The sequence below is a fragment of the Pseudomonas sp. GW456-12-1-14-TSB6 genome (assembly GCF_059424205.1).
The window spans coordinates 234,385-258,661 of record NZ_JBWKZE010000005.1; the positions used below are offsets into that span (position 1 = coordinate 234,385).

Here is a 24,277-nt window from a genome sequence, read left to right on the forward strand (position 1 = left end):
TTTTTGCGAATGAATATTTATCTTTTTTAAGGGGTTGAAATGTTCGTCCGGCGGGCCGATTGTTGTAATCAAGAGGTCACGAAATCCTGTTCCAGGCCTCTTGCGAGCTAGCTGAAATAAGGGATGAACTATGCAAATCCAAGTCAACAGCGACAACCATATTCAAAGCAGCAAACGACTGGAGGAGTGGGTACGAACCACAATTGAGAGCACGCTCGACCGTTATGAGGAAGACCTGACCCGTGTCGAAGTCCATCTGAGCGACGAGAACGGTGACAAACCAGGTCCTCATGATTTGCGCTGCCAACTGGAAGCGCGGCCAAAAGGCCATCAACCGATTTCCGTCACCCACAAAGCCGATTCGCTGGAACAGGCGATCGATGGTGCAGCCGAAAAACTGGAGCACGCGCTGGAGCACCTGTTTGGCAAACTGCGCGGCAAACCGCGAGCCGCTGTGGTGCCATTCACAAGCAAAGCCAATGACAAGCTGTTGGCGGAAGAGTTTGACGAGAACGAACAGGCAGCGATCAACAGTTGATGCGCTGATTTTCCAAGCCACCCAATGAGAAAGGGCCTGCAATTGCAGGCCCTTTCTGTTTTCAGCAGGGGTCAGAACGCAACGGAAGTCTGCACGTATACCGTGCGTGGCTCACCGACATACTTTCCTTTGTTGTTGTCATCGAACGAGCGGGTGAAGTACTGGGTGTTGAAGATGTTCTTCACCCCCACCGCGACGTTCAGGTCCGACAGTTGCGGGCCGAAGTCATAACCGGCGCGGCTGCTGAATAGCATGTAACCGGGGATCTTGCCGGTGCTGCCGTCGGCGCTTTCTTTCGAGGTGTTGGCGTTGTCGGCGAACTGGTCGCTCTGGAAGCTGCTGTCCAGGTTGAGCTTCCACGGGCCTTCGGTGTAACCGACGCCGATCGTGCCTTTGTGTTTCGACGAGAACGGCACACGATTGCCCTTGTTCGGCCCGTCTTCGCGGATGGTCGCGTCGACATAGGCGTAAGTGGCGTACACGTCGAAACCAGCCAGTGCCGGGCTCAAGTCATCCAGCGCGTAATTGACGCTGGTCTCGATGCCCTGATGGCGGGTTTCGCCACGGGCGATCACCGAATCATTGGTCTGGTTGCTTTCGTACTGGTTGTCGAAGTTGATCAGGAACGCGCCGATCTCCGCTCGCAGCGCGCCGTTGTCGTAACGGGTGCCGACTTCCCAGGTGCGGGCCTTCTCCGGTTTCACTTCGCCGCTGCTCACGCGGTTGGGCATCTGGCTGTATTGCACGCTGCCGAATGAACCCTCGGTGTTGGCGTACAGGTTCCAGCTGTCGGTCAGGTGATACAGCACGTTCAACGCCGGCAGTGCGGTGTTGTAGTCGCCCTTGTATTTGACGTTGGTCAGATTGTTGGTCTGTTGCGACTCGATCATCTCGTAGCGCACGCCCGGGGTGATCGTCCACTTGCCGATGTCGATCCGGTCATCGACGAAGAACGCATTGGCTTCGGTGCCGCCGCGAGTGTCGCGGTCATTGCGGCTGTTGGTGGTCGGGTATTCGTTGCTGCTGATCGGCGTGCGATAGCGCAGTTCGTGGCCGGCTTCGTTGATGTAGCGATAGCCGACGCCGACTTCATGGCTGGTGGCGCCGAGGTCGAAGCCTTGGGCGAAGCGGGTTTCCAGACCGCGCACCCAATACTCGCGCGGCGACAGCGACAGGAACGTGCCCTGATCCAGGTAACCGCTGCGCAGGGTCTTGGTGAAGAAGGTATTGGCGGTGAATTCGCGGCGGTCTTCCTGATAGCGATAGCCGACATTGAACATCGTGCGACGGCCCCAGAACTGGTCTTTTGGCCGGGTCGACTGATACGGATCGGCATCGTAATCGGCGACATTCAGGCCGCCGGGCATGTCGGCCTTGCCTTCGTAATACTGGGCCATGGCGTTGAAACTGTTGGCCTCGTCGAGTTGGTATTTGCCCTTGAGGATCAGGTCGTCGATTTCTGTATCGCTGTGCTCACGCCAGTCGCCTCCGCGAGTGCCGGAGTACAGCAACGCGCCGCCCAGACCGTTGGCATTGGTGCCGCCGGCCAGCAGGTTGGCGCTGGTCTTGAAGCCGTCATGGCTGGACGATGGACTGGTTTCAGTCTGGAAACCGCCCTTGACGGTCGGCTCGTCCGGAATCGCCCGGGTCACGAAGTTGACCACGCCGCCGACGTTCTGCGGGCCGTAACGCACGGCGCCGCCGCCCCGCACCACGTCCACGGCGTCCATGTTGCCCATGCTGATCGGCGCGAACGACAACTGCGGCTGGCCATAAGGGGCGAAGGGCACCGGAATGCCGTCCATCAACACGGTCGAACGTGCGGCCAGGCGCGGGTTGAGACCGCGAATGCCGAAGTTCAGCGCCATGTCGTGGCTGCCGGTGCCGTTGTTTTCCGGGGCGTTGACGCCGGGAATGCGGTTGAGCACATCGCGGGCCTGGGTCGCGCCCTGGCGTTCGAACTCTTCGCGGCGGATCACGTCACGGGCACCGGGATGTTCGAACACGTTGACCTGCGCCGCCTCGCCCAGCCAGTCGCCGACCACTTTCGAGGTGTCCAGCTCCAGGGCGTTGTCGTTCGACGGCTGCAGGCTGAAGGCATTGCCACCCTCGGCGCGGGCTTGCAGGCCGGTGCCTTCGAGCAGCGCGTTCAGACCTTGTTCCGCTGTGTAGTTGCCTTCCAGACCACGGCTTTGCACACCGCTGGTGACTTGCGAGCCGAACGAGATCAGCACGCCGGCTTCACGGCCGAACTGGTTGAGGGCGTTTTCCAGCGTCGACGGGGCGATGTGATAAGCCTTGGTATCGGCGGCTTGCGCAAGGGGCAGGGCGCTGAGGCTCAGGCTGGCGCCGAGGACGAGGTTGCGCAGGGTTCGGGCCAGCGGCGTGAGACGGGTGGGGTGCATGGAGGACGGTCCTGAGAAGGTTGAATCAAGGGGGCTTTCCTTCTCTGTCACGCCAGATCTGAAAAACGGCTCATTTATTTTTACGGCTGATCAAACCTTGGCTTCGACCGTCACCCAATAGCGAGTAAAACGCTTCACTTTCACGGGCAGGCTTATTTCCAGCAGGTCGAGAATCCGCTCGCTGTCGTCCAGTGGGTAAGTCCCGGAGATCAGCAAGTCAGCGACTTTCGCATCGCAATTGAGCTGCCCGCGACGGTAGCGGCCGAGTTCGTCGAGGAAGTCGCCCAGGCGCATGTGCGCGGCCACCAGCATGCCGTCGGCCCAGGCGCCGCTGTTGGCGTCCAGCGGTTTTGCCACGCTGACGCCGGTGGTGCTGAAACTCAGTTGTCGGGCGACCGGCAGCAGCATCGGCGCGCGACTTGGCGCGTTCAGTTCAACCCGACCTTCAAACAGTGCAACCTGCGTGCGGTCGGCAAACTGCCGTACGTTTATTCGCGCGCCCTGGGTTTTCAGCAGGCCTTGGGCGGTTTGCACTTCGAAGGATTGCGTGGCGGTCAGCAGCATTTCGCCTTCGAGCAGACGGATCAAACCATCGCCCCGTACATCCGCCGCGCTCGCGGTGTTGAGCTGCAACTGGCCGTCGGCGCCGAGCGAGATCTTGCGCCGCTGACCAATCGGGCTGCGGTAATCGGCCAGCAGCGATGGCAACGGATTGTGCTCGCGCATGCTCCAGGTGACTGCTGAGCCGGCGCCAAGAATCATCAACAGCTTCAGCGCCTGACGACGGCTGCCGGACTTCGGCGCATTCAGCGCGGCGTGAGCCAGTGGCGATGACAATCCGCGCAACCGCGAATTGACCCGCTGAATGTGCTCCCACGCGCGGCGGTGTTCGCTGTGGGCATCGATCCATTGTTGCCAGGCTTGTTGCTGACGCGGGCTCAATTGGCCCTGCTGCATTTCCAGCAACCAGTGCACCGCCTGTTCGGCGACCTGCGCGGAAAAATCCATCGACGGGTTCACAGGGCGAAGTAGCAGCGCATCGCTGCCTTGTTCAGATGACGTTTGACCGTGGCCACGGAAATGCCCAGTTCGGCGGCGATCTGCGGATAGGTCAGGCCATCGACCTGCGCCAGCAGAAATGCCCGTTTGACGACGCGCGGCAGGCCATCAAGCAACTGATCCAGCTCCATCAGGGTTTGCAGGATGATGGCTTTCTCTTCTTCCGAAGGCGCGACCATCTCCGGCATCTGCGCGAGGGTGTCGAGGTAGGCGCGCTCCAGGTCCTGGCGGCGGTAATGGTTGAACAGCACGCGCTTGGCCAGGGTGGTGAGGAATGCGCGCGGTTCGATAATCACTGGCGGCTCGCGGGCGGTCAGCACCCGGATGAAGGTGTCCTGAGCGAGATCGGCGGCGCTGTCCGGGCAGCCGAGTTTGCGCCGCAGCCAGCCGGTGAGCCAGCTGTGATGGGCCTGATAGAGCGATTCGACAGGATGGGCGGACGACAACGGCATCACTCCGGGCGCATGCGGGATGCGTTAGAGAACAAGAATGGTTCGCATTGTAGGGCTGCCAGTGAAGTCCGGCAATCAGACTCTTTTGCGTATGAGAATATTTATCATTAATATTGCTCGCCTGTCGTCCGGCGTGTTGGCCGGGCGTTAACCGTTTCAGGGTCGAAACATGAAAGCCAAACTCGCCACACTTCCCCTGTCCTATCGTCTGGCCGTCACTTCGCGGGTGCTCGCGGCGGTGTTCGGCGGCTATCTGGTCGCGGCATTGGCCAGCGTGACGCTGACGTTGTGGCTGCCGCTGAACCGCGCCGAGGCGGTGGTGACCGGCATGACCGTTTCGTTCCTGGTCTATCTGGTGGCGGTGCTCTGGTGTTTCGCTTGTCGCACGGCGTGGTCGGCGTGGGTTGGTCTGCTGGTGCCAAGCGTGATCCTGGCGACCGTTTCCGGGGCAGCGCGCGGTTTGGGTCTGGCATGAAAGAGGGCTTCCGGCAGGCGATGGCCTGGCTGCACACCTGGACCGGGCTGATTTTCGGTTGGCTGTTGTTTGCGATTTTTCTGACAGGGACACTTGCTTATTTCAAAGACGAAATCAGTCACTGGATGCAGCCGGAGATCACGGCCCATCCATTGAATGCCGAAAAAAGCCTGACGCTGGCCCAGCAGTATCTGCAACAAAACGCCCCCGACGCTTCGCGCTGGATCATTGGCCTGCCCGACGCCCGCGATCCCGGGCTGAGCGTGGGCTGGCAGCAGACATCAGCCAAACCCGGCGAGCGCGGCGCATTCACCCGCAAGACCCTCGACGCGCAAACCGGTGCCGAAGTGCGGCCCCGGGAAAGCATGGGCGGCGAGTTTTTCTACCGATTCCACTTCCAGCTGCAAATGCCTTATCCGTGGGGCCGCTGGCTCTCGACCATCGCCGCGATGGTGATGTTTGTCGCGCTGATCACCGGGATCATCACCCACAAGAAAATCTTCAAGGACTTCTTCACCTTCCGCCCGCGCAAGGGCCAGCGTTCGTGGCTCGACGGGCACAACGCGGTGGGTGTGCTGGTGTTGCCGTTTCATCTGATGATCACCTACAGCAGTCTGGTGATCTTCATGTCGATGGTGATGCCGGCGAGCATTCTGGCTTCGTACGGCAACAACGTCCGAGCGTTTTACGACGAGGTATTTCCCGAATCCAGCATTCCTGAACGGGCCAATCAACCGGCGACACTGGCACCGCTGGCGCCCCTGTTGCTGGCGGCCAGTGAGCAATGGTCGGGTGGACGTGTCGGGCGTATCAGCGTGAACAATCCGGGCGATGCCAATGCCTCGGTGGTGATGTCCCGTGCGGGCTCCGACCGTGTGGTGAGTGATTCCGGCAGCGCCTTGACCTTCAGCGGTGTCAGCGGACAAGTCATCGGCACAACGCCCGATCAGCCAATGGCGATGGCGGTTGCCGGCAGTTTCTACGGTTTGCACATGGGCCACTTTGCCGGGCCGGTGTTGCGTTGGCTGTATTTCATCTGTGGTCTGGCGGGCACGGCGATGATCGGCACCGGGCTGGTGATCTGGCTCGGCAAGCGTCAGCTCAAACACATCAAAAGCGGTGTGATGCCCTTCGAGTTGCGGCTGGTGCAAGTGCTGAACATTGCCAGCATGGCCGGGCTGGTGGCGGCGGTCGCCGTGTTCTTCTGGGCCAATCGTGTGCTGCCGGTGAGTCTGGCCGGGCGTGCCGATTGGGAAGTGAACGCGTTTTTCATCGCCTGGGGCTTGAGCGTGGTGCACGCGATGTTGCGGCCGGGGCGCAAGGCCTGGGTCGAACAGCTGTCGCTGGGGGCTGCACTGTTTATCGCGGTTCCGCTTCTTAACGGTTTGACCTCCCCGTATCACCTCGGCGTGACAGTGCCTGAAGGCGACTGGGTTTTGGCCGGTTTCGACCTGACGTGTCTGGGCGGCGGCCTCTTTCTCGCCTGGGCCGCCCGGAAAATGCAGCGCGCCGGACACACCGTCAGCGTGCAAAAGCCAGCCCGCCAAAACGCCCGGTCGCTCACCGTTGAGCAGGGGGCGAACTGAATGCTGCTGGCGCTGTTGCTCTGTTATTGCGCATTCACGGCGCTGTGCCTGGCGATGCCTCGGCATCATGAAGAACTGCTGGGCCACAAACCTTCGACTCGCCGTCGGCAAGGTTTGAAACTCGCAGGCTGGCTGTTGCTGGGGCTGTCGCTGTGGGCGGCGGTTGCCATGAAGGGCTGGAGTTTTGGTCTGGTCGACTGGTGCGCGGTGTTGATGCTCAGTGCGCTGACGTTGGTGCTGTTGTTGCCCTATCGCCCACGCCTGGCCTTGACCATGGCCGGACTGAGCCTGCTCGCCAGCCCGGTCGCTGCATGGGCCTTGAACTGACATGCTGATCGGCCATCCTCCCGAGCACCGCGACGACGAACCCCACGGCGCCCGTGCGCATTTTCTTCAGGTGTTCCTGTCCCAGCGTTCGCAGATGGAAGCGCTGGTGAGCCGGCGCGTCGGTTGCCGGGCGACGGCAGCGGATCTGGTGCAGGATCTGTTCCTGCGTTTCTGGCGTCGACCGCTGGTGCAGGTCGAAGAACTCAGCACTTATCTGTTGCGCTGCGCCGGCAATATCGCCATCGATCATTTGCGCAGCGAAGGCGCGCGGGTGCGGGTCAACGAAGGCTGGCAACCGGACGAGCCGGACAGCAGCGCCAGCGAACCGCAAGCGGCGCTCGAAGCGGGCAACGATTTGCGCCATGTCGAAGCGGCGTTGCGCGCGTTGCCCGAGCGCACGCGGCAGATCTTTTTGCTCAATCGCATCCACGGGCGCAAGTACGCCGAGATCGCCAAAGCCATGGGCCTGTCCCAAAGCGCCGTGGAAAAACATATGATGCGCGCCCTCGAGGCCTGCAAGGCCAGCCTGCGCGAACCCGCGCCACGCCTGCCAGGGAAAGCACCGTGAACAACACCGACCGCGTCATCCCGACGCCCGCTCAGGAACAGGCCGCTTTCGCCTGGCTGAGCCTGCTGCATGACCGCCCGAGCACCGGTGATCAACTGACCTTCAGTCAATGGCTGCATGCCGATCCGGCCCACGCCGAGGCCTATGCCCAGGCGCAAGTGGTGTGGGAATTGAGCGAAGGGCCGGCGCGCACTCTGGCCGATGAAGACGCGCTGGCGTTGCAGGGGTTGCTCAATGCGATGGACCGGCCGCGTCGTCCGCAGGTCCGGCGTTGGGCCGGCGCGCTGGCGATGGCGGCCTGTCTGCTGCTGATGATCAGCCTCGGCAGCGGTTGGCAGCCGCAGCGCTGGATCGATGATCTGGGCGCTGATTACGTGTCGGCACCGGGCGAGATCCGCACCGTGACCCTGGCCGATCAATCACAGGTGACGCTGGACGCCGACAGCGCCATCGCCGTGGATTTCAGTCACGGCGAGCGGCATGTGCAATTGCGCCGAGGGGCCGGATTCTTCAGCGTGACTCACACGGGTGATCCCTTTGTGGTCGAGGCCGAGAAAGGCCAGGCGCGAGTGTTGGGCACGCAGTTCGAAGTGCGCCTGCAACCTCATGGCGCACAAGTCACTGTGCTTTCAGGGCGCGTCGGCGTGACGGCGGCGCGTGATGCCGAGCAGCAGATTCTCACCGCCGGCCAGCAAGTGGCGTACGGCGCCGGCACTGCAGAAAAACTCCACGCGGTGGACAGCGAAGCTCAACTGGCCTGGCGCCAGGGTTGGCTGACTTACTACAAGTCGACACTGGCCGATGTGGTGCAGGATCTGCGGCGTTATTACTCCGGACGGATCGTGTTGCTCAACGACGAACTGGGTGCGCGCAAGGTCAGCGGCAGCTTTCCGAGCAAGGATCCGCAAGCGGTGCTGAACTCGCTGCAAGGGGTGTTGGGATTCGAGCAGCATCAGGTGTTGGGCAAGCTGATCATCCTGCGCTGAAAATATTTTCAACTTTGTGGTGAGGTAAACCCGGACGCCATCCGTGTAGTGACTGAAACTGCGAGTCATTCGCATCCGTTGCGGTTCTACACAGGTCATGAGCAATGAAGTCCAGGGCAAAATCGGGTTCGGTCAAACAGTGGTTGGGCGTTTCGGCCTTGAGTTTTTCGGCATTGGCCCTGTTGCCGGTGAGCGTGGCGCTGGCCGCTGAATCCGTCAGCAGTCAGCCACAAAAGCAATTCAGTTTTTCCCTGGCCGCCAAGCCGTTGCCTCAGGCCCTGAGCGACTTCAGCCGCGTCACCGGGCAGAGCGTGGTTTACACCGATGAAGCCCCGTATGGCCTCACCGCTCCAGCGATCAACGGCCAGATGAGTGCCGAACAGGCGCTGCAACGTCTGCTCACCGGCTCCGGCCTGACCTTCCGCCGCACCGACAGCCATACCCTGGCGCTCGAACCGCAACCGACCGCAGGCGCGTTGAACCTCGGCGCGACGAACATCACCTCGGTCATCGATCAACCGATGAGTTACCAGCCACCGGAAACCAGTTCGGTGATGCGCTCTTCCGCTTCGCTTCAGGAAATCCCCCAGACGGTCAACGTGATTGCGGCCCAGGTCATTCGTGATCAGGCACCGCGCAATCTCGATGATGCACTGGCCAACGTCAGCGGCATCACCCAGGGCAACACCTTGGGCAGCACCCAGGATTCGGTGATGACCCGCGGTTTTGGCGATAACCGCAACGGCTCGATCATGCGCGACGGCATGCCGCTGGTGCAGGGCCGTGGCATGAACGCGACCGTGGATCGCGTCGAAGTGCTCAAGGGCCCGGCCTCGCTGCTCTACGGGATTCAGGACCCGGGCGGCGTGGTCAACATGGTCAGCAAGAAGCCTGAACTGACCCAGTACAACGCGCTGACCCTGCGTGGCTCGACCTACGGCGACGGCAAGAATGGCAGCGGCGGCTCGTTCGACAGCACCGGTGCGCTGGGGGATTCCGGCCTCGCGTATCGCATGGTGCTGGACCACGAAGACGAGGATTACTGGCGCAATTTCGGCACTCACCGCGAAACCCTGATCGCGCCGTCGCTGGCCTGGTACGGCGAGCGCACCAAGCTGTTGTTCGCTTACGAGCACCGTGAATTCCTGACCCCATTCGATCGTGGAACCCTGATCGATCCACGCACCAACCATCCGCTGGACATCTCGCGCAACGAGCGTCTCGACGAGAAATTCAACGACATGGAAGGCCGCTCGGACCTCTATCACTTCGAGGCCGACCACGAACTCAACGACGACTGGAAAGCCCATTTCGGCTACAGCTGGAACCGCGAAACCTACGACGCCAGCCAAGTCCGCGTAACCGCGATCGACACCAAAAAAGGCACCTTGACCCGCAGCATGGACGGCACGCACGGCGCGATCAGCACCGACCGCTTCACCACCGCCAGCCTCGAAGGCAAGGTCAACGTGCTGGGCATGCAGCATGACCTGGTGTTCGGCGTCGAAGACGAGTACCGCAAGATCTACCGCGCCGACCTGATCCGCCAGAAAAGCCTGAGCACCTTCAGTTACGTCAATCCGGTGTACGGTCGTGAGGTCGAAGGCACCACCGTCAGCCCGGCGGACAGTGCGCAGACCGACGAACTGCGCAGCGATTCGGTGTTCCTGCAGGACTCGATCCACCTCAACGACCAGTGGATTCTGGTGGCCGGCGGGCGTTTCCAGGAATACGACCAGTACGCCGGCAAAGGCGTGCCGTTCAAGGCCAACACCGACAGCAACGGCCAGAAGTGGGTGCCGCGCGCAGGTCTGGTGTATCGCTACACCGACGCATTGTCGTTCTACGGCAGCTACACCGAATCGTTCAAACCCAACTCGACCATCGCGCCGCTCAGTGGCAGCAGCACCGTGCTCGACGGCAGCATCGCGCCGGAAGAAGCCAAGTCCTGGGAGTTGGGCGCACGTCTCGACATACCGGGTCGCATCACCGGCAACATCGCCCTGTTCGACATCAAGAAACGCAACGTGCTGGTGGCCAATTCCGAAGGGCCGACGACGATTTACAGCGCCGCCGGCGAAGTGCGTTCCCGGGGCCTGGAAGTAGACCTGACCGGTCAGCTCAGCGACCGCTGGAGCATGATCGGCAGCTACGCCTATACCGACGCCGAGGTTACGGAAGATCCGGACTACAAAGGCAACAGGCTGCAGAACGTGGCGAAAAATACCGGCTCGCTGTCGGCGGTCTACGACTTCGGCAGTGTGATCGGTGGTGATCAACTTCGGGTCGGCGCCGGCGCGCGCTATGTCGGTGAACGAGCGGGTAACGCGGTCAACGATTTCGATCTGCCGAGCTACACCGTGGCCGATGCGTTCGCCACTTACGACACCAAAGTCGAAGGGCAGAAGGTCAAGTTTCAACTCAACGTGAAGAACCTGTTCGATCGTACCTACTACACCTCGGCGGCGAGCCGTTTCTTCGTGTCGATGGGCGATTCGCGGCAGATTTCGTTGTCGAGCACGCTGGAGTTCTGATCAGCGCAAAAACGCCTGGCGATAATCGCCGGGCGTTCCACCCAGCACCTGGCGAAAGCGGTTGGTGAAGTGGCTGGCACTGGCAAATCCGCACGCCAGGGCAATCTCCCCCAGCGGCAACGCTGTGCCCCGCAACAACTCCCGCGCCCGACTCAAACGCCGCGCCAGCACATACTGATGTGGCGGCAGTCCGAAGCTCACCCGGAACATCCGCGCGAAGTGGTATTCCGACAACGCACACAACCCCGCCAGTTGCCCGAGGCTGATCGGCTCGGCCAGTTGGCTGTCGATGAACTCCACCAGTTGCCGACGTTGATGCGACGCCAGCCCGCCCTTGAGACGCAAGCCGTGGCGTACGCCGACCTGGCTCAACAAGGTTTGGCTGATCAGTTCGTGGGCCAGGCTGCTGGTCAGCAGACGCTCGCCAGGCTCGTCCCAATTTAGAGTGAGTAACTGGCGAAACCGTCGGGCCTGTTGCGGATCTTCCAGAAAAGTCTGTTCGCGCAGCTGCATTTCCCGGGGCTCGCGATCCAGCAGCGTGACGCAACCCAAGGCAAATTGTTCGGCGCTGAAATACAGGTGGGCCAGGCGAATGTCGCCATTGATCACCCACCCCGACTCGTGGTCGGCTGGCAGGATGCACAACTTGTCCGGACTGCCTTTGTTTCCGGGGGCGCCACGGCGGAACGTGCCGGTGCCGCCAGCGATGTAGCAGGAGAGCGTGTGATGGCTCGGCGCGTCATAGTCGCGGGCGTCGTGGTGGTTGGTCCACAAGGCTGCGGACAGACCGTCCCCCAGCTCGGCGCTGCGCACAAGGCATGCGTTGGGCGAGCTGTTCAAGGCTTGAAAGACTTGCAGGGTATCGATGGCGGCCATGGTCGGTTCTCTTCAACGCCTTGCATCCTACTCCGTAGATGTTGCGCTGCCAGCCTGCGCGCCGACAAAAGCGCAAGTTTATGCAAGCGAGGGGTGAAGGCGCAGGCGGACACTGAAACCCAATCGAGGAGTGTCTGCCATGAACCTGTCGTTGTATTTGTTAACTGTGCTGATCTGGGGCACCACCTGGATTGCCCTTAAATGGCAACTGGGCGTGGTGGCGATTCCGGTGTCGATCGTCTATCGCTTCGGTCTCGCGGCGCTGGTGTTGTTCGCGCTGTTGCTGCTCAGCCGTCGCCTGCAACCGATGAATCGGCGCGGGCATCTGATCTGTGTCGCGCAGGGGTTGTGCCTGTTCTGCGTCAACTTCATGTGTTTCCTGACTGCCAGCCAATGGATCCCCAGCGGTCTGGTGGCGGTGGTGTTTTCTACCGCAACGTTGTGGAACGCGCTGAATGCGCGGGTGTTCTTCGGCCAACGCATCGCGCGCAATGTGCTGATGGGCGGGGCGCTGGGGCTGTCGGGCCTGGGCCTGTTGTTCTGGCCGGAGCTGGCCGGGCATCACGCCAGTCCGCAAACCTTGCTCGGTCTTGGCCTGGCGCTCTGCGGCACGCTGTGTTTCTCGGCGGGCAACATGCTCTCGAGCCTGCAACAGAAGGCCGGCCTCAAGCCGCTGACGACCAATGCCTGGGGCATGGCCTACGGCGCGGCGATGCTCTCGGTGTGGTGTCTGGTCAAAGGCATTCCGTTCGAGATGGAATGGACGTCGCGCTACATCGGCGCGCTGCTGTACCTGGTGATACCGGGTTCGGTGATCGGTTTCACGGCGTACCTGACGCTGGTCGGTCGCATGGGGCCGGAGCGCGCCGCCTATTGCACGGTGCTGTTCCCGGTGGTGGCTTTGAACGTTTCGGCCTTTGCCGAAGGCTATCAATGGACGGCACCCGCATTGGCGGGGCTGGTATTGGTGATGCTGGGGAATGTGCTGGTGTTTCGTAAACCCGCAGTTGCAGTTGTTTCCACGCATGGAAAGTTGGCCTGAGATCGATTTGGCTTTGAGCGCTGTCTATTCAGCGCTCGTTTTTCAATGTTATGAAAATCAGTACAGGCAATATGAAGTCGACAATATGTCGTGCCCAGTCTTTCGCATTCCATACTTGTGAAGTGTCCATGTCGAACCATTCAACACCGATGGTTTGCAGGCAAACGTAATAGGTGAAGATTGCGATCAGCAAGCCAATGATCGAGAACCTTTTTGCCTCGTGAAATACAGCCGCAGATTCATTGACTTTGCGATAGAGATAATAAGTGCCGAGCAGGCAATAGGCGGTGTAGATCGCTTCCGTCGTGATGATGAACCAATAGATCCGATGGTGCATCATGGGCGATTCAATCGCCCTGTAACGTATGTTCTCGTTGATTTGAGTGGTATCCATACTCAGGATGTGTCCGACGTACACATAGTTTGCCGAATAGTCGGTCAGGTTTCCGTACATCACCAATAGTCCAAAAAAACTGATGTAGGCCATCAGGCAGACTTTGCTGTAACGGATTAATTGATCGGTATTGGAAATTCTCAAGGTGGCTATTCTCTGGAGTGTTTATCGTTATATTTGATAAGTCCGGAAATTTTATAGCGCGATAGTTTATTTTGTTGGTGTGTTGATTTTCAAAGTATGTATTGGCTGTAAGTTGTGCGGGCAAGTACTTTGCAATACTTGCCCGATTTATTTATCCGCGCCAGACCTGCGGGTTCACCAGATCCTGCGGACGCTCGCCGAGCAGGGCACTGCGCAGGTTGGCCAGGGCACGATTGGCCATGGCTTCGCGGGTTTCGTGGGTGGCCGAACCGATGTGCGGCAAGGTCACGGCGTTTTTCATCTGGAACAGCGGTGACTCGGCCAGCGGTTCCTTCTCGTAGACGTCCAGACCGGCACCGCGAATCCGGTTGTTCTGCAATGCCTCGATCAATGCCGGCTCGTTGACCACCGGGCCGCGGGAGATGTTCACCAGAATCGCATCCGGCTTCATCAGCGCCAGTTCGCGATGGCTGATCAGGTGGCGGGTCTTGTCGCTTAGCGGCACCACCAGGCAAACGAAGTCGGCCTCGGCCAGCAGTTGGTCAAGACTGCGGAACTGTGCGCCGAGTTGCTGTTCGAGTTCGGTCTTGCGGCTGTTGCCGCTGTAGAGGATCGGCATGTTGAAGCCGAAGTGGCCGCGACGGGCGACGGCGGCGCCGATGTTGCCCATGCCGACGATGCCCAGGGTCTTGCCGTGCACGTCGCAACCGAACAGCGGTGCGCCGACGCTGGCCTGCCATTGGCCGGCCTTGGTCCAGGCGTCGAGTTCGGCGACGCGGCGGGCGCTGCTCATGATCAGGGCGAAGGCCAGGTCGGCGGTGCTTTCGGTGAGCACGTCCGGGGTGTTGGTAAGCATGATCCCGCGTTCGTTGAAATAGGCGAGGTCGTAGTTGTCGTAGCCGACGGAGACGCTGGAGACCACTTCGAGTCTGGCGGCGGTTTCCAGTTGGGCCTTGCCGAGTTTGCGACCGACGCCGATCAGGCCGTGGGCGTGGGGCAGGGCTTCGTTGAACTGGGCGTTGATGTCGCCGTTTTTCGGGTTGGGGACGATGACGTCGAACTCTTGTTGCAGGCGTTCGATCATGGGCGGGGTGATGCGGCTGAAGGCCAGGACTGTTTTTTTCATTGGCATTGGGCTCGGCTGTTCTGGGTTGCCAAGCAAGCTAACATTCTTCGCCAGGTTTGGCTTGTCCTTGGCGGCCTCTGGGCCGACCAGGTTCTTGGGGTTTTGGGTGAATATCCGTTGCTTCGGGGGTTGCGGCTGGCGGTTTCGCTTTTACAGCGAGTCACTTTGGCAAACGCCCCAAAGTAACCAAAACGCTGGGCCCCGGCGTTCGGCACCTCGCCTAGGCTCGGTGTTCCTTCGCTCCGGGATTCATCCGGGGGCATCGCCTCCGGTTTGCTTCGCTGCACCTCCTCTCGATGTGTTTGGCTTCGCCAAACGGTCGCTGCGCTCCCACCCCCGGATAAATCCCTCCACTCAGCCTTCCGATAGGGCCGGTACGTCAAAAGCCTTACTCGAGCTAACGCTCATCGTTTTGAGTGGTGAGAAGCGAACAGCGAACTCGAGCTAACGCTCATCGTTTTGAGTGGTGAGAAGCGAACAGCGAACTTGAGCTAACGCTCATCGTTTGATCGTTCCCACGCTCTGCGTGGGAATGCAGCCCGGGACGCTCTGCGTCCCATCCGAGCTGCCAGCGAATGCGGTTGTCGCTGGCAGGTCGGTTTGGTCAGAGCGGCTTAGCTGTGTGTGGGATGACGTTGTACTTCGACGTTATCCAGCACGCGGTTCACGGCGAGCTCGGCGAGCATGATGACTTGTTGGATGCCCAGAATCCGGTGTCGCTGTGGTGAGTCGACATAGGCTGCCACGTCACTGGCCATGACGCTGGCCGAGGCCAGGGATTCGCAGGCGTGGGCCAGCAGGCTTTCGTCGTCCATGTCCGGTGAAATCTGGAACATTTCGCTCGGTTTGCGGCCGGGGCATTTTTTCGGGAGAGGGTTCAGGTAGTGGTCGAGCGCGCGTTCGGCGGCGTCGTGGAGTTTGTTTGAATCGGCGGATTCGTAGGGCGAGGTGTCGTTGGTTTCAGGGGGATTCGGAGTAAGTTTTTTCATGGCAAAGATCCTTAAGTCTTGGAGGAGCTGCCATTTTTCGTTTTCCAGGCGAAAGAGGTGGCAGCTGTACGCGGACTGGAAAAACCGGAAAGGATCAAACCCGGCAGACCCGAAGGTCTCCCACGTACAGCTACCATAACGTCGCGAAAAAACGCCGCATTATGTCATGGGCTGTGATCCTGAACTTCGGGTTTTCCAGACCCGGCCGCTGATGCGTCAGCGACCCTCAAAAGCCTATCCACCTCGTTTCCGAGGGACAACCGACGCGACTTGTCGGAAACGTCCCCCCAAATCACCCCGTCTGTAGGACGGTAAACTCAGTTCGCGAGCCTGGCTCCACCCAGACTCCCACTCATCTCATAAGCCGCCAACTCCGCCTGATGCCCCGCCAATATCTCCGGCAGCGAACCACGCAGGTATTCAACCCAGGTCTTGATCTTCGCATCCAGGTACTGCCGTGACGGGTAGATCGCATACAGGTTCAGTTCCTGCGAGCGGTAGTTCGGCATTACCCGCACCAGTGAGCCGTTGCGCAAGCCTTCAATCGCCGCGTACACCGGCAATACGCCGACACCCATCCCACTGGTGATCGCGCTTTTCATCGCGTCAGCGGAGTTCACCAGGAAAGGGGAGCTGTTGATAGTGACCACTTCCTGACCGTCAGGACCATCGAAGGCCCATTTTTCCAGGGGGATCACCGGGCTCACCAGGCGCAGGCAGGCGTGGTTCAGCAGGTCGCTGGGTTTTTGTGCGCAGCCGTTGGCTTTCACGTAGGCCGGCGAGGCGCAGACGATGCTGTAGGTGATGCCCAGGCGTTGCGAAACGAAACCCGAGTCCGGCAGTTCGCGGGCCAGGACGATGGACACGTCGTAGCCTTCGTCGAGCAGGTCCGGCACGCGGTTGGCCATGGTCAGGTCGAAGGTCACGTCCGGGTGGGTCTTGCGGTAGCGGGCGATGGCGTCGATCACGAAGTGCTGGCCGATGCCGGTCATGGTGTGCACTTTCAATTGTCCGGCCGGGCGGGCGTGGGCCTCGCTGGCTTCGGCTTCGGCCTCTTCGACGTAGGCGAGGATCTGCTCGCAACGCAGCAGATAGCGCTTGCCGGCTTCGGTGAGCGCGATGCGGCGGGTCGTGCGATTGAGCAGGCGGGTTTGCAGGTGGGCCTCAAGGTTGGAGACCGCGCGCGATACGTTGGCGGTGGTGGTGTCGAGCTGCACGGCGGCGGCGGTGAAGCTGCCGGCTTCGGCCACACAACTGAAGGCGCGCATGTTTTGCAAAGTGTCCATGGGGTGCTCTCAAGGGAGATGGCAAATTGTGACACGAAGTTTCAGGGTCTGAGACCCCCGACCAAGGGATTATCTCGTTAACGGTAACAAAGATTCACAGGATTCCCAGCTTATCGCCGTAATGGCGCCCCCCTAGAATTGCGCCCACCTCGAAACATCTCCCACCTCAGGAATTCGCAGCAGTGCCGCGTCGCATCAACAGAGCGCTTTTGCCGCTCAGTGTTCTGGCTCTTTCGTTAGGTCTCGGCGGCTGCATTGGAACCGGAGGAATTGCCCCGCAGGGCAAGGCTCTGGAGGCTAATGAACTGGCCACCGACGAGGCCATCGCCCACGCCGCCCGTGACGCAAACTGGCCCACCGCCCAATGGTGGCAAGCCTACGGTGACCCGCAACTCAACCATTGGATCGACCTCGCCGTGCAGGGCAGCCCGACCCTGGCCATGGCCGCCGCGCGCGTGCGTCAGGCCCGGTCCATGGCCGGTGTCGCCGAGGCCGCCGAGTCGTTACAGATCAATGGCGAGTCGACCCTCAAGCGCCACAACTGGCCGACCGATCAGTTCTACGGCCCCGGTGAGCTGGCCAACAGCACCACCTGGGACAACAACGCCGCGCTGGGTTTCAGTTACGCCCTCGACCTCTGGGGGCGTGAAAGCAACAGCACCGAGCGGGCGGTGGATCTGGCGCACATGAGCGCGGCCGAGGCGCGTCAGGCGCAGCTCGAATTGCAGAACAACATCGTGCGCGCCTATATCGAGCTGTCGCTGCATTACGCTCAGCGCGATATCGTGGCGGCGACGCTCAAGCAGCAACAGCAGATTCTCGAACTGGCACAGAAACGCCTGGACGGCGGGATCGGCACCCACTTCGAAGTCAGCCAGGCCGAAACCCCGCTGCCGGAAACCCATCGGCAACTGGATGCGCTGGACGAAGAAATCGCCCTGAGCCGCAACCAGATCGCTGCACTGGCCGGCAAAGGGCCGGGCGCCGGGACGCAATTGCAGCGGCCGACCCTGTCCCTTGGCACAGCGCTCAAACTGCCGTCGGCACTGCCCGCCGAACTGCTCGGCCAGCGTCCGGACGTGGTCGCCAGTCGCTGGCAAGTGGCGGCGCAGGCGCGCGGGATCGATGTGGCGCATGCCGGGTTTTACCCTAACGTCGATCTGGTCGGCAGCCTCGGCTACATGGCCACCGGCGGCGGGGCGCTGGAGTTCCTGACCGGCAAGAAACTCAACTACAACGTCGGGCCGGCGATCTCGCTGCCGATCTTTGACGGCGGGCGACTGCGTGCGGAGCTCGGCGAAGCGTCGGCGGGTTATGACATCGCCGTCGCGCATTACAACCAGACCCTGGTCAATGCGCTGAAGAACATCTCGGATCAGTTGATCCGCCGCGAGTCGATGGACAAGCAGCAGACATTCGCCGCCGAATCCGTGGCCACGGCGCAGAAGACCTACGACATCGCGATGATCGCCTACAAGCGCGGGCTCACCGATTACCTCAACGTGCTCAATGCGCAGACCTTGCTGTTCAAACAGCAGCAGGTGCAGCAGCAGGTGCAGGCAGCGCGGTTGAGTGCCCATGCGGAACTGGTGACGGCATTGGGTGGTGGACTTGGTGCGGGTAAAGACGTGCCGACTGCCGCACAGACCGCCGCCCCGAAAACCCCGGCCCTTCTTCAAGCCCTCGACCACTGAGCAAGCCTTAATGACTCCCTTGCCCGCACCTTTGCGCTGGCTCTACTCCCTGGAATGGCGCCGGGGTTTCTTCGACTGGGCGCGCAGCGACGGCGTGACCTGGGTCTACATCTTCAAGGTGTTGATTGCCGCGTTCCTGACCCTGTGGCTGGCAATGCGCCTGGAACTGCCGCAGCCGCGCACGGCGATGATCACCGTGTTCATCGTCATGCAGCCGCAGAGCGGCCAGGTGTTCGCCAAGAGTTTCTATCGCTTCCTCGGCACCCTGGCCGGGTCGGCGATGATGGTCACGCTGATTTCACTGTTTGCCCAGAACACCGAATTGTTCCTCGGCTCGCTGGCGATCTGGGTCGGCATCTGCTCGGCCGGCGCCGCCCGCTGCCGCAACTTCCGCGCCTACGGTTTTGTGCTGGCTGGCTACACTGCCGCGATGGTGGGACTGCCGGCACTCGCCCATCCTGACGGTGCGTTCATGGCGGCGGTGTGGCGGGTGCTGGAAATTTCGCTGGGGATTCTCTGTTCGACCCTGGTCAGTGCCGCGATCCTGCCGCAAACCGCCAGCGCCGCGATGCGCAACGCCTTGTATCAGCGCTTCGGTGTGTTCGCGTTGTTCGTCACCGATGGCCTGCGCGGGCGCAGCAAGCCGGAGTCGTTCGAGGCCAGCAACGTGCGCTTCATCGCCGAAGCGGTGGGGCTGGAAGGGCTGCGTAGCGTGACCGTGTTCGAAGACCCGCACATGCGGCGGCGCAACGGTCGGCTCAGTCGCCTGAACAGCGAGTTCATGGGCATCACCACCCGTTTCAACGCCTTGCACCAGTTGCTCGAACGCCTGCGCAACAACGGTGCCGATCATGTGGAAGCGGCGATCAAACCGGGCCTGCAGGACTTGGCCGAAGTGCTCGACGGCTTCAGTGGCCGCGCCCTGACCAGCCCGGATGCGGCGCGTCTGGTGCTGGCGCTGGCGGCGTACAAGGAAGGCTTGCCGGCGCGGGTGCGCAGTCTGCGGGCGATCTTCCAGGAGAGTGAACCGAGCGACGCCGAGCAGCTGGATTTCCACACCGCATACGAGCTGCTCTATCGCTTCGTCGATGACTTGCACAGTTATGCACAGACCCACGCGTCTCTGGCCGATCACAGCCACGAACGCGAGCGCTGGGATGAGCCGTTCACCCCGCAAACCAGTTGGTGGGCTGCAGCGGCTTCGGGGATTCGTGCGTCATTCATTCTGATCGTGCTTGGCAGTTACTGGGTCGCCACTGCGTGGCCGAGCGGCGCGACCATGACCCTGATCGCTGCCGCTACCGTGGGCCTGTCGGCCGCCACGCCGAACCCGAAACGCATGGCCTTCCAGATGGCCTGCGGCACGTTCCTCGGGGCGTTGATCGGCTTCGTCGAGATGTTTTTCATCTTCCCGTGGATCGACGGTTTTCCGCTGCTGTGCATGATGCTCGCGCCGGTGATCGTGCTTGGATCGTTCCTCGCTTCGCGGCCGCAATACGCCGGTGTCGGCCTCGGGCTGCTGATTTTTTTCAGTACCGGTTCGGTGCCGGACAACCTGACGATCTACAACCCCTACACCTTCATCAACGACTACATCGCCATGGTCATGGGCATGCTGGTCTGCGCAGCGGCGGGCGCGATCATTCTGCCGCCGAACAGCCGCTGGTTGTGGCAGCGCCTGGAGCAGGACCTGCGCGGGCAAGTGGTGTACGCGATCAGCGGCAAACTCAAGGGCCTGGCGTCGAGTTTCGAAAGCCGTACCCGCGACCTGATGCATCAGGCTTATGGGCTGGCGGCCGGTCAGCCGCAGGTGCAGAAAAACCTGCTGCGCTGGATGTTCGTGGTGCTGGAAGTCGGCCACGCGATCATCGAGTTGCGCAAGGAACAGGCGATCCTGCCGGTGCATCCGGCGTATGCCGAATCCCAGCCATGGCGCCAGGCAATCCGGGTCATGGGGCGCTCGCTGGTGCGGCTGTTCCTGCAACCGAATTCGAGCAATCTCGAACGCGCACTGGTCGCGGTCGATCACGCGATCAGCCGGGTCGCCGCCACCGACGAGCCGTTCGCCCCGCACTTCGATACCTCGGCACTGCGGCGGGTGAAAAGCTACCTGCACTTCATCCGCACCTCGCTGCTCGACCCGCAATCGCCCCTTGCTGCCTACGCCATCGCCAAGCCCGAAGGACTTGCCCATGCCTCGTGAAATCGCCTTCCACGGCGTGTACATGCCGACCATGACCCTGATGTTTTTCGTCGCTGCGGCACTGGCCTGGGCGCTGGACCGGTTTCTGTCGGGGTTCGATCTGTATCGCTTCTTCTGGCACCCGGCGCTACTGCGCCTGAGCCTGTTTACCTGTCTGTTCGGCGCGATGGCGCTGACTGTCTACCGTTGAGAACGTTCTGATGAAAAAGTTTTTCAGCCTGCTCGCGACCCTGCTGGTGCTGGCCCTGGCGTTGTGGATCGGCCGCACGTTGTGGGAGCACTACATGAACACGCCGTGGACCCGCGACGGCCGGGTCCGCGCCGACATCATCAACGTCGCGGCCGACGTCACCGGTGAAGTGGTCGACGTGCCGGTGCACGACAACCAGTTGGTGAAGAAAGGTGATCTGCTGATGCAGATCGACCCCGAGCACTATCGCCTGGCGGTGAAACAGGCGCAGTCGCTGGTCGCTTCGCGCAAGGCCACGTGGGAGATGCGCAAGGTCAACGCCCATCGCCGCGCCGACCTCGACAACCTGGTGATCTCCAAGGAAAACCGCGACGACGCCAGCAACATCGCCGACTCGGCGCTGGCCGATTACCAACAGGCTCAGGCGCAACTGGAAGCGGCCGAACTCAACCTCAAACGCACCGAAGTGCGGGCGGCGGTGGACGGCTACGTGACCAACCTTAACGTCCATCGCGGCGATTACGCCCGCATCGGCGAAGCGAAAATGGCTGTGGTCGACATGAACTCGTTCTGGGTCTACGGCTTCTTCGAAGAAACCAAACTGCCCCACGTGCGCGTCGGCGATAAAGCCGACATGCAGCTGATGAGCGGCGAAGTCCTCAAGGGCCACGTGGAAAGTATTTCCCGTGGCATCTACGACCGCGACAACCCGGAAAGCCGCGAGCTGATCGCCGATGTGAACCCGACCTTCAACTGGGTGCGTCTGGCGCAACGGGTGCCGGTGCGGATTCACATCGATGAAGTGCCGGAGGGTGTGCTGCTGGCGGCGGGGATTACCTGCACGGTAGTTATTGAGGGTTTGAACTAAAAGCAAGCATGTCGCGAGAGATAAGTGCTTTCGCGACTTGTGCTTTTAGTTGTGGTTGTTAGTGGAGTGTTTGAAGTTTTTTTTGAATTGTAAGTGCCTATTGTTTTTCGGTTCCTGACTTTATTCCTGTGTTAGTGTTTTTTCGTCGTCTGGATAAAGGCGCTATCTCATTGATTTTAATATTGCCGATTGCAATCAGGCATTGGCAGCTATTGGCTTTTTAATAGGAAGTTTTAAGTTATGGAACTGATTGATATCAGGATGGATGACTTTGTCAGTCATATAGTCAGCGGGGAAACGGTGACATTGGGCTTTACAATGTTGACCGATGGTACGCCACCCCCCGTTGGCTCGCGTATGCAGTTTCGGGCCTACAACGGCGCAGCGTTTGTGCACGCTTCGATGCCCGCCAGCGGTGCGCAGATGAGCTATTCCGAAGCGTCAAAGTCCGCCACTTTGACCATTACCGAAGATCAACTTGAAGGATGGAATCCAAGGCGCACGCTGACGTTTACAGCACCTGTGAACATGGACCCTTCAGAAGTGTGCGAAATGTTAAGCATTGTTTATTATCAGCCCCGGTATGAGGCAGGGAACTTTTCTGTACTCGTTAAGCCGGATGGGGAACAGGCCATTTCGGCCCGGCAGGTATTTACTGCGAAATGGCAGGACATTGTGACCGGCGGCTGGGTTTATAGTTACGACGTTATGGTCCAAGCAAATAATCAATCGTTTGCCCAATGGAAGTTTTCAAGTGCAGGCTTACCGGTGGGAACGAAAATTTACGCCAATCCGTGGCTTGACGTCGTTCATGATGCAAAAGAGGGCATTGTCGAACTGGCCACACCACCGGGAGACAAGTATTTTCTGATCCCGGGCCAGGAAGTCGCCATTTCGATCCAGCTCTTATACCCAGCAGCATCGGGACAATCTCCAGCCTTTGAATCCTTGCCCAATCTGATGGCGTTCCCGCGCTGACGCTACGGGGTAACCAGGTTGTGATGGTTTGAGCCCGCCGCTGGCGAACTCAAACCTGTGGATCAGAGTTTCCCTTGCAGCCCGAAGCGCTTCATCAACGTCGATTCCAGCAAGCCTTTCGGCAACAACGTCGCCAGCAACGGCAACGCCCGGCTGCCATTGCCGATGCGGATCAGCCGTGGCGGCTTGTTCTGCTGCACAGCCTTGAGCAGCTCGGCAGCAAATTCGCTGGCCGGGGTCGGTTTGTCCTGGGACGCCTTGGCCCGCGCCCGGATGCCTTCACGCAACGGAAACCACGGCGATTGTTCGTTGATCAGTTGTTCGGCCTCATGCCCGGCATTCCTGGCGAAACTGGACTGGATCGCTCCGGGCTGCACTTCCATGACGCGAATCCCGAACGGCGCCAGCTCCATGCGCAACGCATCGCTCAACGCGTGCACCGCCGCTTTCGACGCGCAATAGGCGCCGGCAAATGGCGTGACCAAAACCCCGGAAACACTGCCAACATTCACCACCAGGCCCTTGGCCCGGCGCAGCACCGGGAACAGCGCACGGGTCACGCCGACAATCGAAAACACGTTGGTTTCGAACTGGCGCTGCATGGCCGGAACACCGCCATCGAGCAGCGGCCCCATGGCGCCGTAACCGGCGTTGTTGATCAGCACGTCGAGGCCGCCGTGTTGCTGGTTGATTCGCTCGGCAAGTTGTTCCAGCGCTGCATTGTCATTGACGTCAAGCTGCACGGCCGTGAACCCGGCAGCGGCAAGTGCCGCAACATCTTCAGCCTTGCGCGCGCTGGCCCAGACCTCGTAGCCGGCGGTTTTGAAGGCATCGGCGAGGGCGCGGCCGATGCCGCTCGAACAACCGGTAATCAACGCAACGGGCATGGCGCATTCCTTGTGCAAAAGAGTGGGAGAGGGGATCAGTCGGAGAAACTACCCTGCAATCGCTCGGCGCGAAACTCCAGGGTTTGCGGGCGATAACCGGGACGCAACGGCGGCATCGGCAGACAGTCTTCCCAGTTGCCGCCAGCCTGCAATTCGCCGGGGCCGCGATAGCGCGGGGCGGCGTATTGGTTGTCGGCCAGGTTCACGGTGTCGCCCGGCGCGTACGCCGCGATGCGCCAGCGCAGTTCGGTCAGCGGCACGTCGTTACCATTGTTCAGCTTGAGCAGCAGCGGACGGTCGGCGGGGCAGTGTTCGGGGGCATAGACGATGCGCAGTTCCAGACGCGCCAGCTGCTTGACCTCGCGATTGTCCAGCCACACCACCCACATCGCCACCAGCCCCAGGCCCACAGCGGCGGCCATCGACACCGGCAAGGCCTTGGCCGGGTAGCGCAACAGCAGGATCAGCCAGGTGATGACCAGCAAGACGCCGATGAACATGTTCTAACGCTCCTTGAACTTGTGCCTGCCATCCTACCGAAGGGGCGCGGGAATGGACATTCGTGGGTAGATCGACGGCGCCGGTGGTCGAGACTGTAATTTCTGACAGTAGCCAAACGAGCGCTGCGCTTGCTCAGATACCCGAGGCAGAAAGAATGCCGGTCGCGGGG

At 60.9% G+C, this 24,277-nt stretch carries 23 protein-coding genes; 13 read left to right on the plus strand and 10 right to left on the minus strand.

Going from position 1 to position 24,277, the window contains the following annotated elements; translation table 11 throughout:
- The first annotated feature begins 130 nt into the window (after positions 1-130).
- Complete coding sequence (locus AC07Y2_RS06895) at positions 131-538, plus strand: HPF/RaiA family ribosome-associated protein (RefSeq protein WP_011332524.1); 408 nt, start codon at positions 131-133, stop codon at positions 536-538.
- Positions 539-609: 71 nt separating this feature from the next.
- On the opposite strand, the gene fecA is transcribed toward AC07Y2_RS06895, so the two are convergent.
- The 3 genes from fecA to AC07Y2_RS06910 form a co-directional block, all read right to left on the minus strand.
- Complete coding sequence (gene fecA / locus AC07Y2_RS06900) at positions 610-2,943, minus strand: TonB-dependent Fe(3+) dicitrate receptor FecA (protein ID WP_103385686.1); 2,334 nt, start codon at positions 2,941-2,943, stop codon at positions 610-612.
- A gap of 90 nt (positions 2,944-3,033) precedes the next feature.
- Positions 3,034-3,951, minus strand: coding sequence for a DUF4880 domain-containing protein (locus AC07Y2_RS06905; protein ID WP_219736826.1), 918 nt, complete (start codon positions 3,949-3,951; stop codon positions 3,034-3,036).
- Positions 3,952-3,959: 8 nt separating this feature from the next.
- Positions 3,960-4,448, minus strand: coding sequence for a sigma-70 family RNA polymerase sigma factor (locus tag AC07Y2_RS06910; RefSeq protein ID WP_039769707.1), 489 nt, complete (start codon positions 4,446-4,448; stop codon positions 3,960-3,962).
- A gap of 175 nt (positions 4,449-4,623) precedes the next feature.
- Between AC07Y2_RS06910 and AC07Y2_RS06915 the strand changes: the two genes are divergently transcribed.
- The 6 genes from AC07Y2_RS06915 (at position 4,624) to AC07Y2_RS06940 (ending at position 10,930) form a co-directional block, all read left to right on the plus strand.
- Positions 4,624-4,929 carry a DUF3649 domain-containing protein gene (locus AC07Y2_RS06915; protein ID WP_039769401.1) on the plus strand — a complete coding sequence of 102 codons (306 nt, stop codon included), beginning with the start codon at positions 4,624-4,626 and terminating at the stop codon, positions 4,927-4,929.
- Complete coding sequence (locus AC07Y2_RS06920) at positions 4,926-6,515, plus strand: PepSY-associated TM helix domain-containing protein (protein WP_103385688.1); 1,590 nt, start codon at positions 4,926-4,928, stop codon at positions 6,513-6,515. The genes AC07Y2_RS06915 and AC07Y2_RS06920 overlap by 4 nt, the downstream gene beginning before the upstream one ends.
- Positions 6,516-6,842, plus strand: a complete 327-nt coding sequence (locus tag AC07Y2_RS06925) for a DUF3325 domain-containing protein (RefSeq protein WP_074691728.1) — start codon at positions 6,516-6,518, stop codon at positions 6,840-6,842.
- Between the two features lies 1 nt (position 6,843).
- A complete protein-coding gene (locus AC07Y2_RS06930) occupies positions 6,844-7,410 on the plus strand; it encodes an RNA polymerase sigma factor (RefSeq protein WP_074691725.1) in 567 nt (188 codons plus the stop codon).
- On the plus strand, positions 7,407-8,396 hold the full coding sequence (locus AC07Y2_RS06935; RefSeq protein ID WP_103385689.1) for a FecR family protein: 990 nt from the start codon (positions 7,407-7,409) through the stop codon (positions 8,394-8,396). Before AC07Y2_RS06930 ends, AC07Y2_RS06935 begins: the two co-directional genes overlap by 4 nt.
- A gap of 104 nt (positions 8,397-8,500) precedes the next feature.
- Complete coding sequence (locus tag AC07Y2_RS06940; protein ID WP_103385690.1) at positions 8,501-10,930, plus strand: TonB-dependent siderophore receptor; 2,430 nt, start codon at positions 8,501-8,503, stop codon at positions 10,928-10,930.
- Here the strand turns inward: AC07Y2_RS06940 and AC07Y2_RS06945 are convergent, their stop codons facing one another.
- Positions 10,931-11,806 carry a helix-turn-helix domain-containing protein gene (locus tag AC07Y2_RS06945; protein ID WP_103385691.1) on the minus strand — a complete coding sequence of 292 codons (876 nt, stop codon included), beginning with the start codon at positions 11,804-11,806 and terminating at the stop codon, positions 10,931-10,933. It lies immediately after the preceding gene.
- Between the two features lie 139 nt (positions 11,807-11,945).
- On the opposite strand from AC07Y2_RS06945, the gene AC07Y2_RS06950 reads away from it, so the two are divergent.
- Positions 11,946-12,848: a DMT family transporter gene (locus AC07Y2_RS06950; RefSeq protein WP_103385692.1), complete on the plus strand. Its 903-nt coding sequence runs from the start codon at positions 11,946-11,948 to the stop codon at positions 12,846-12,848.
- A 28-nt stretch (positions 12,849-12,876) separates the two neighbouring features.
- On the opposite strand, the gene AC07Y2_RS06955 is transcribed toward AC07Y2_RS06950, so the two are convergent.
- The 4 genes from AC07Y2_RS06955 to AC07Y2_RS06970 all read right to left on the minus strand — a co-directional run bounded on the left by AC07Y2_RS06955 (position 12,877) and on the right by AC07Y2_RS06970 (position 16,787).
- On the minus strand, positions 12,877-13,386 hold the full coding sequence (locus AC07Y2_RS06955) for a DUF2165 family protein (protein ID WP_039769411.1): 510 nt from the start codon (positions 13,384-13,386) through the stop codon (positions 12,877-12,879).
- 151 nt (positions 13,387-13,537) lie between these two features.
- Positions 13,538-14,512, minus strand: coding sequence for a 2-hydroxyacid dehydrogenase (locus tag AC07Y2_RS06960; RefSeq protein ID WP_039769412.1), 975 nt, complete (start codon positions 14,510-14,512; stop codon positions 13,538-13,540).
- Between the two features lie 614 nt (positions 14,513-15,126).
- On the minus strand, positions 15,127-15,501 hold the full coding sequence (locus AC07Y2_RS06965; protein ID WP_039769418.1) for a DUF6124 family protein: 375 nt from the start codon (positions 15,499-15,501) through the stop codon (positions 15,127-15,129).
- Positions 15,502-15,818: 317 nt separating this feature from the next.
- Entirely contained in the window at positions 15,819-16,787 is a 969-nt protein-coding gene (locus AC07Y2_RS06970) for a LysR family transcriptional regulator (RefSeq protein WP_039769420.1), read from the minus strand.
- Between the two features lie 182 nt (positions 16,788-16,969).
- Here AC07Y2_RS06970 and AC07Y2_RS06975 point away from each other — a divergent pair, with 182 nt between their 5' ends.
- From AC07Y2_RS06975 to AC07Y2_RS06995, 5 genes are all read left to right on the plus strand, one after another.
- Complete coding sequence (locus AC07Y2_RS06975) at positions 16,970-18,481, plus strand: efflux transporter outer membrane subunit (protein WP_103385693.1); 1,512 nt, start codon at positions 16,970-16,972, stop codon at positions 18,479-18,481.
- 10 nt (positions 18,482-18,491) lie between these two features.
- Positions 18,492-20,684: an FUSC family protein gene (locus AC07Y2_RS06980; RefSeq protein ID WP_103385694.1), complete on the plus strand. Its 2,193-nt coding sequence runs from the start codon at positions 18,492-18,494 to the stop codon at positions 20,682-20,684.
- Complete coding sequence (locus AC07Y2_RS06985) at positions 20,674-20,874, plus strand: DUF1656 domain-containing protein (RefSeq protein ID WP_003221811.1); 201 nt, start codon at positions 20,674-20,676, stop codon at positions 20,872-20,874. Before AC07Y2_RS06980 ends, AC07Y2_RS06985 begins: the two co-directional genes overlap by 11 nt.
- Before the next feature lie 10 nt (positions 20,875-20,884).
- Positions 20,885-21,742 carry an efflux RND transporter periplasmic adaptor subunit gene (locus AC07Y2_RS06990; protein ID WP_085666873.1) on the plus strand — a complete coding sequence of 286 codons (858 nt, stop codon included), beginning with the start codon at positions 20,885-20,887 and terminating at the stop codon, positions 21,740-21,742.
- Positions 21,743-21,982: 240 nt separating this feature from the next.
- A complete protein-coding gene (locus tag AC07Y2_RS06995) occupies positions 21,983-22,720 on the plus strand; it encodes a hypothetical protein (protein WP_039769433.1) in 738 nt (245 codons plus the stop codon).
- A 62-nt stretch (positions 22,721-22,782) separates the two neighbouring features.
- Here the strand turns inward: AC07Y2_RS06995 and AC07Y2_RS07000 are convergent, their stop codons facing one another.
- Entirely contained in the window at positions 22,783-23,607 is an 825-nt protein-coding gene (locus AC07Y2_RS07000; protein WP_103385695.1) for an SDR family oxidoreductase, read from the minus strand.
- A gap of 35 nt (positions 23,608-23,642) precedes the next feature.
- Positions 23,643-24,107 carry a hypothetical protein gene (locus AC07Y2_RS07005; RefSeq protein ID WP_064382468.1) on the minus strand — a complete coding sequence of 155 codons (465 nt, stop codon included), beginning with the start codon at positions 24,105-24,107 and terminating at the stop codon, positions 23,643-23,645.
- Between the last annotated feature and the right edge of the window lie 170 nt (positions 24,108-24,277).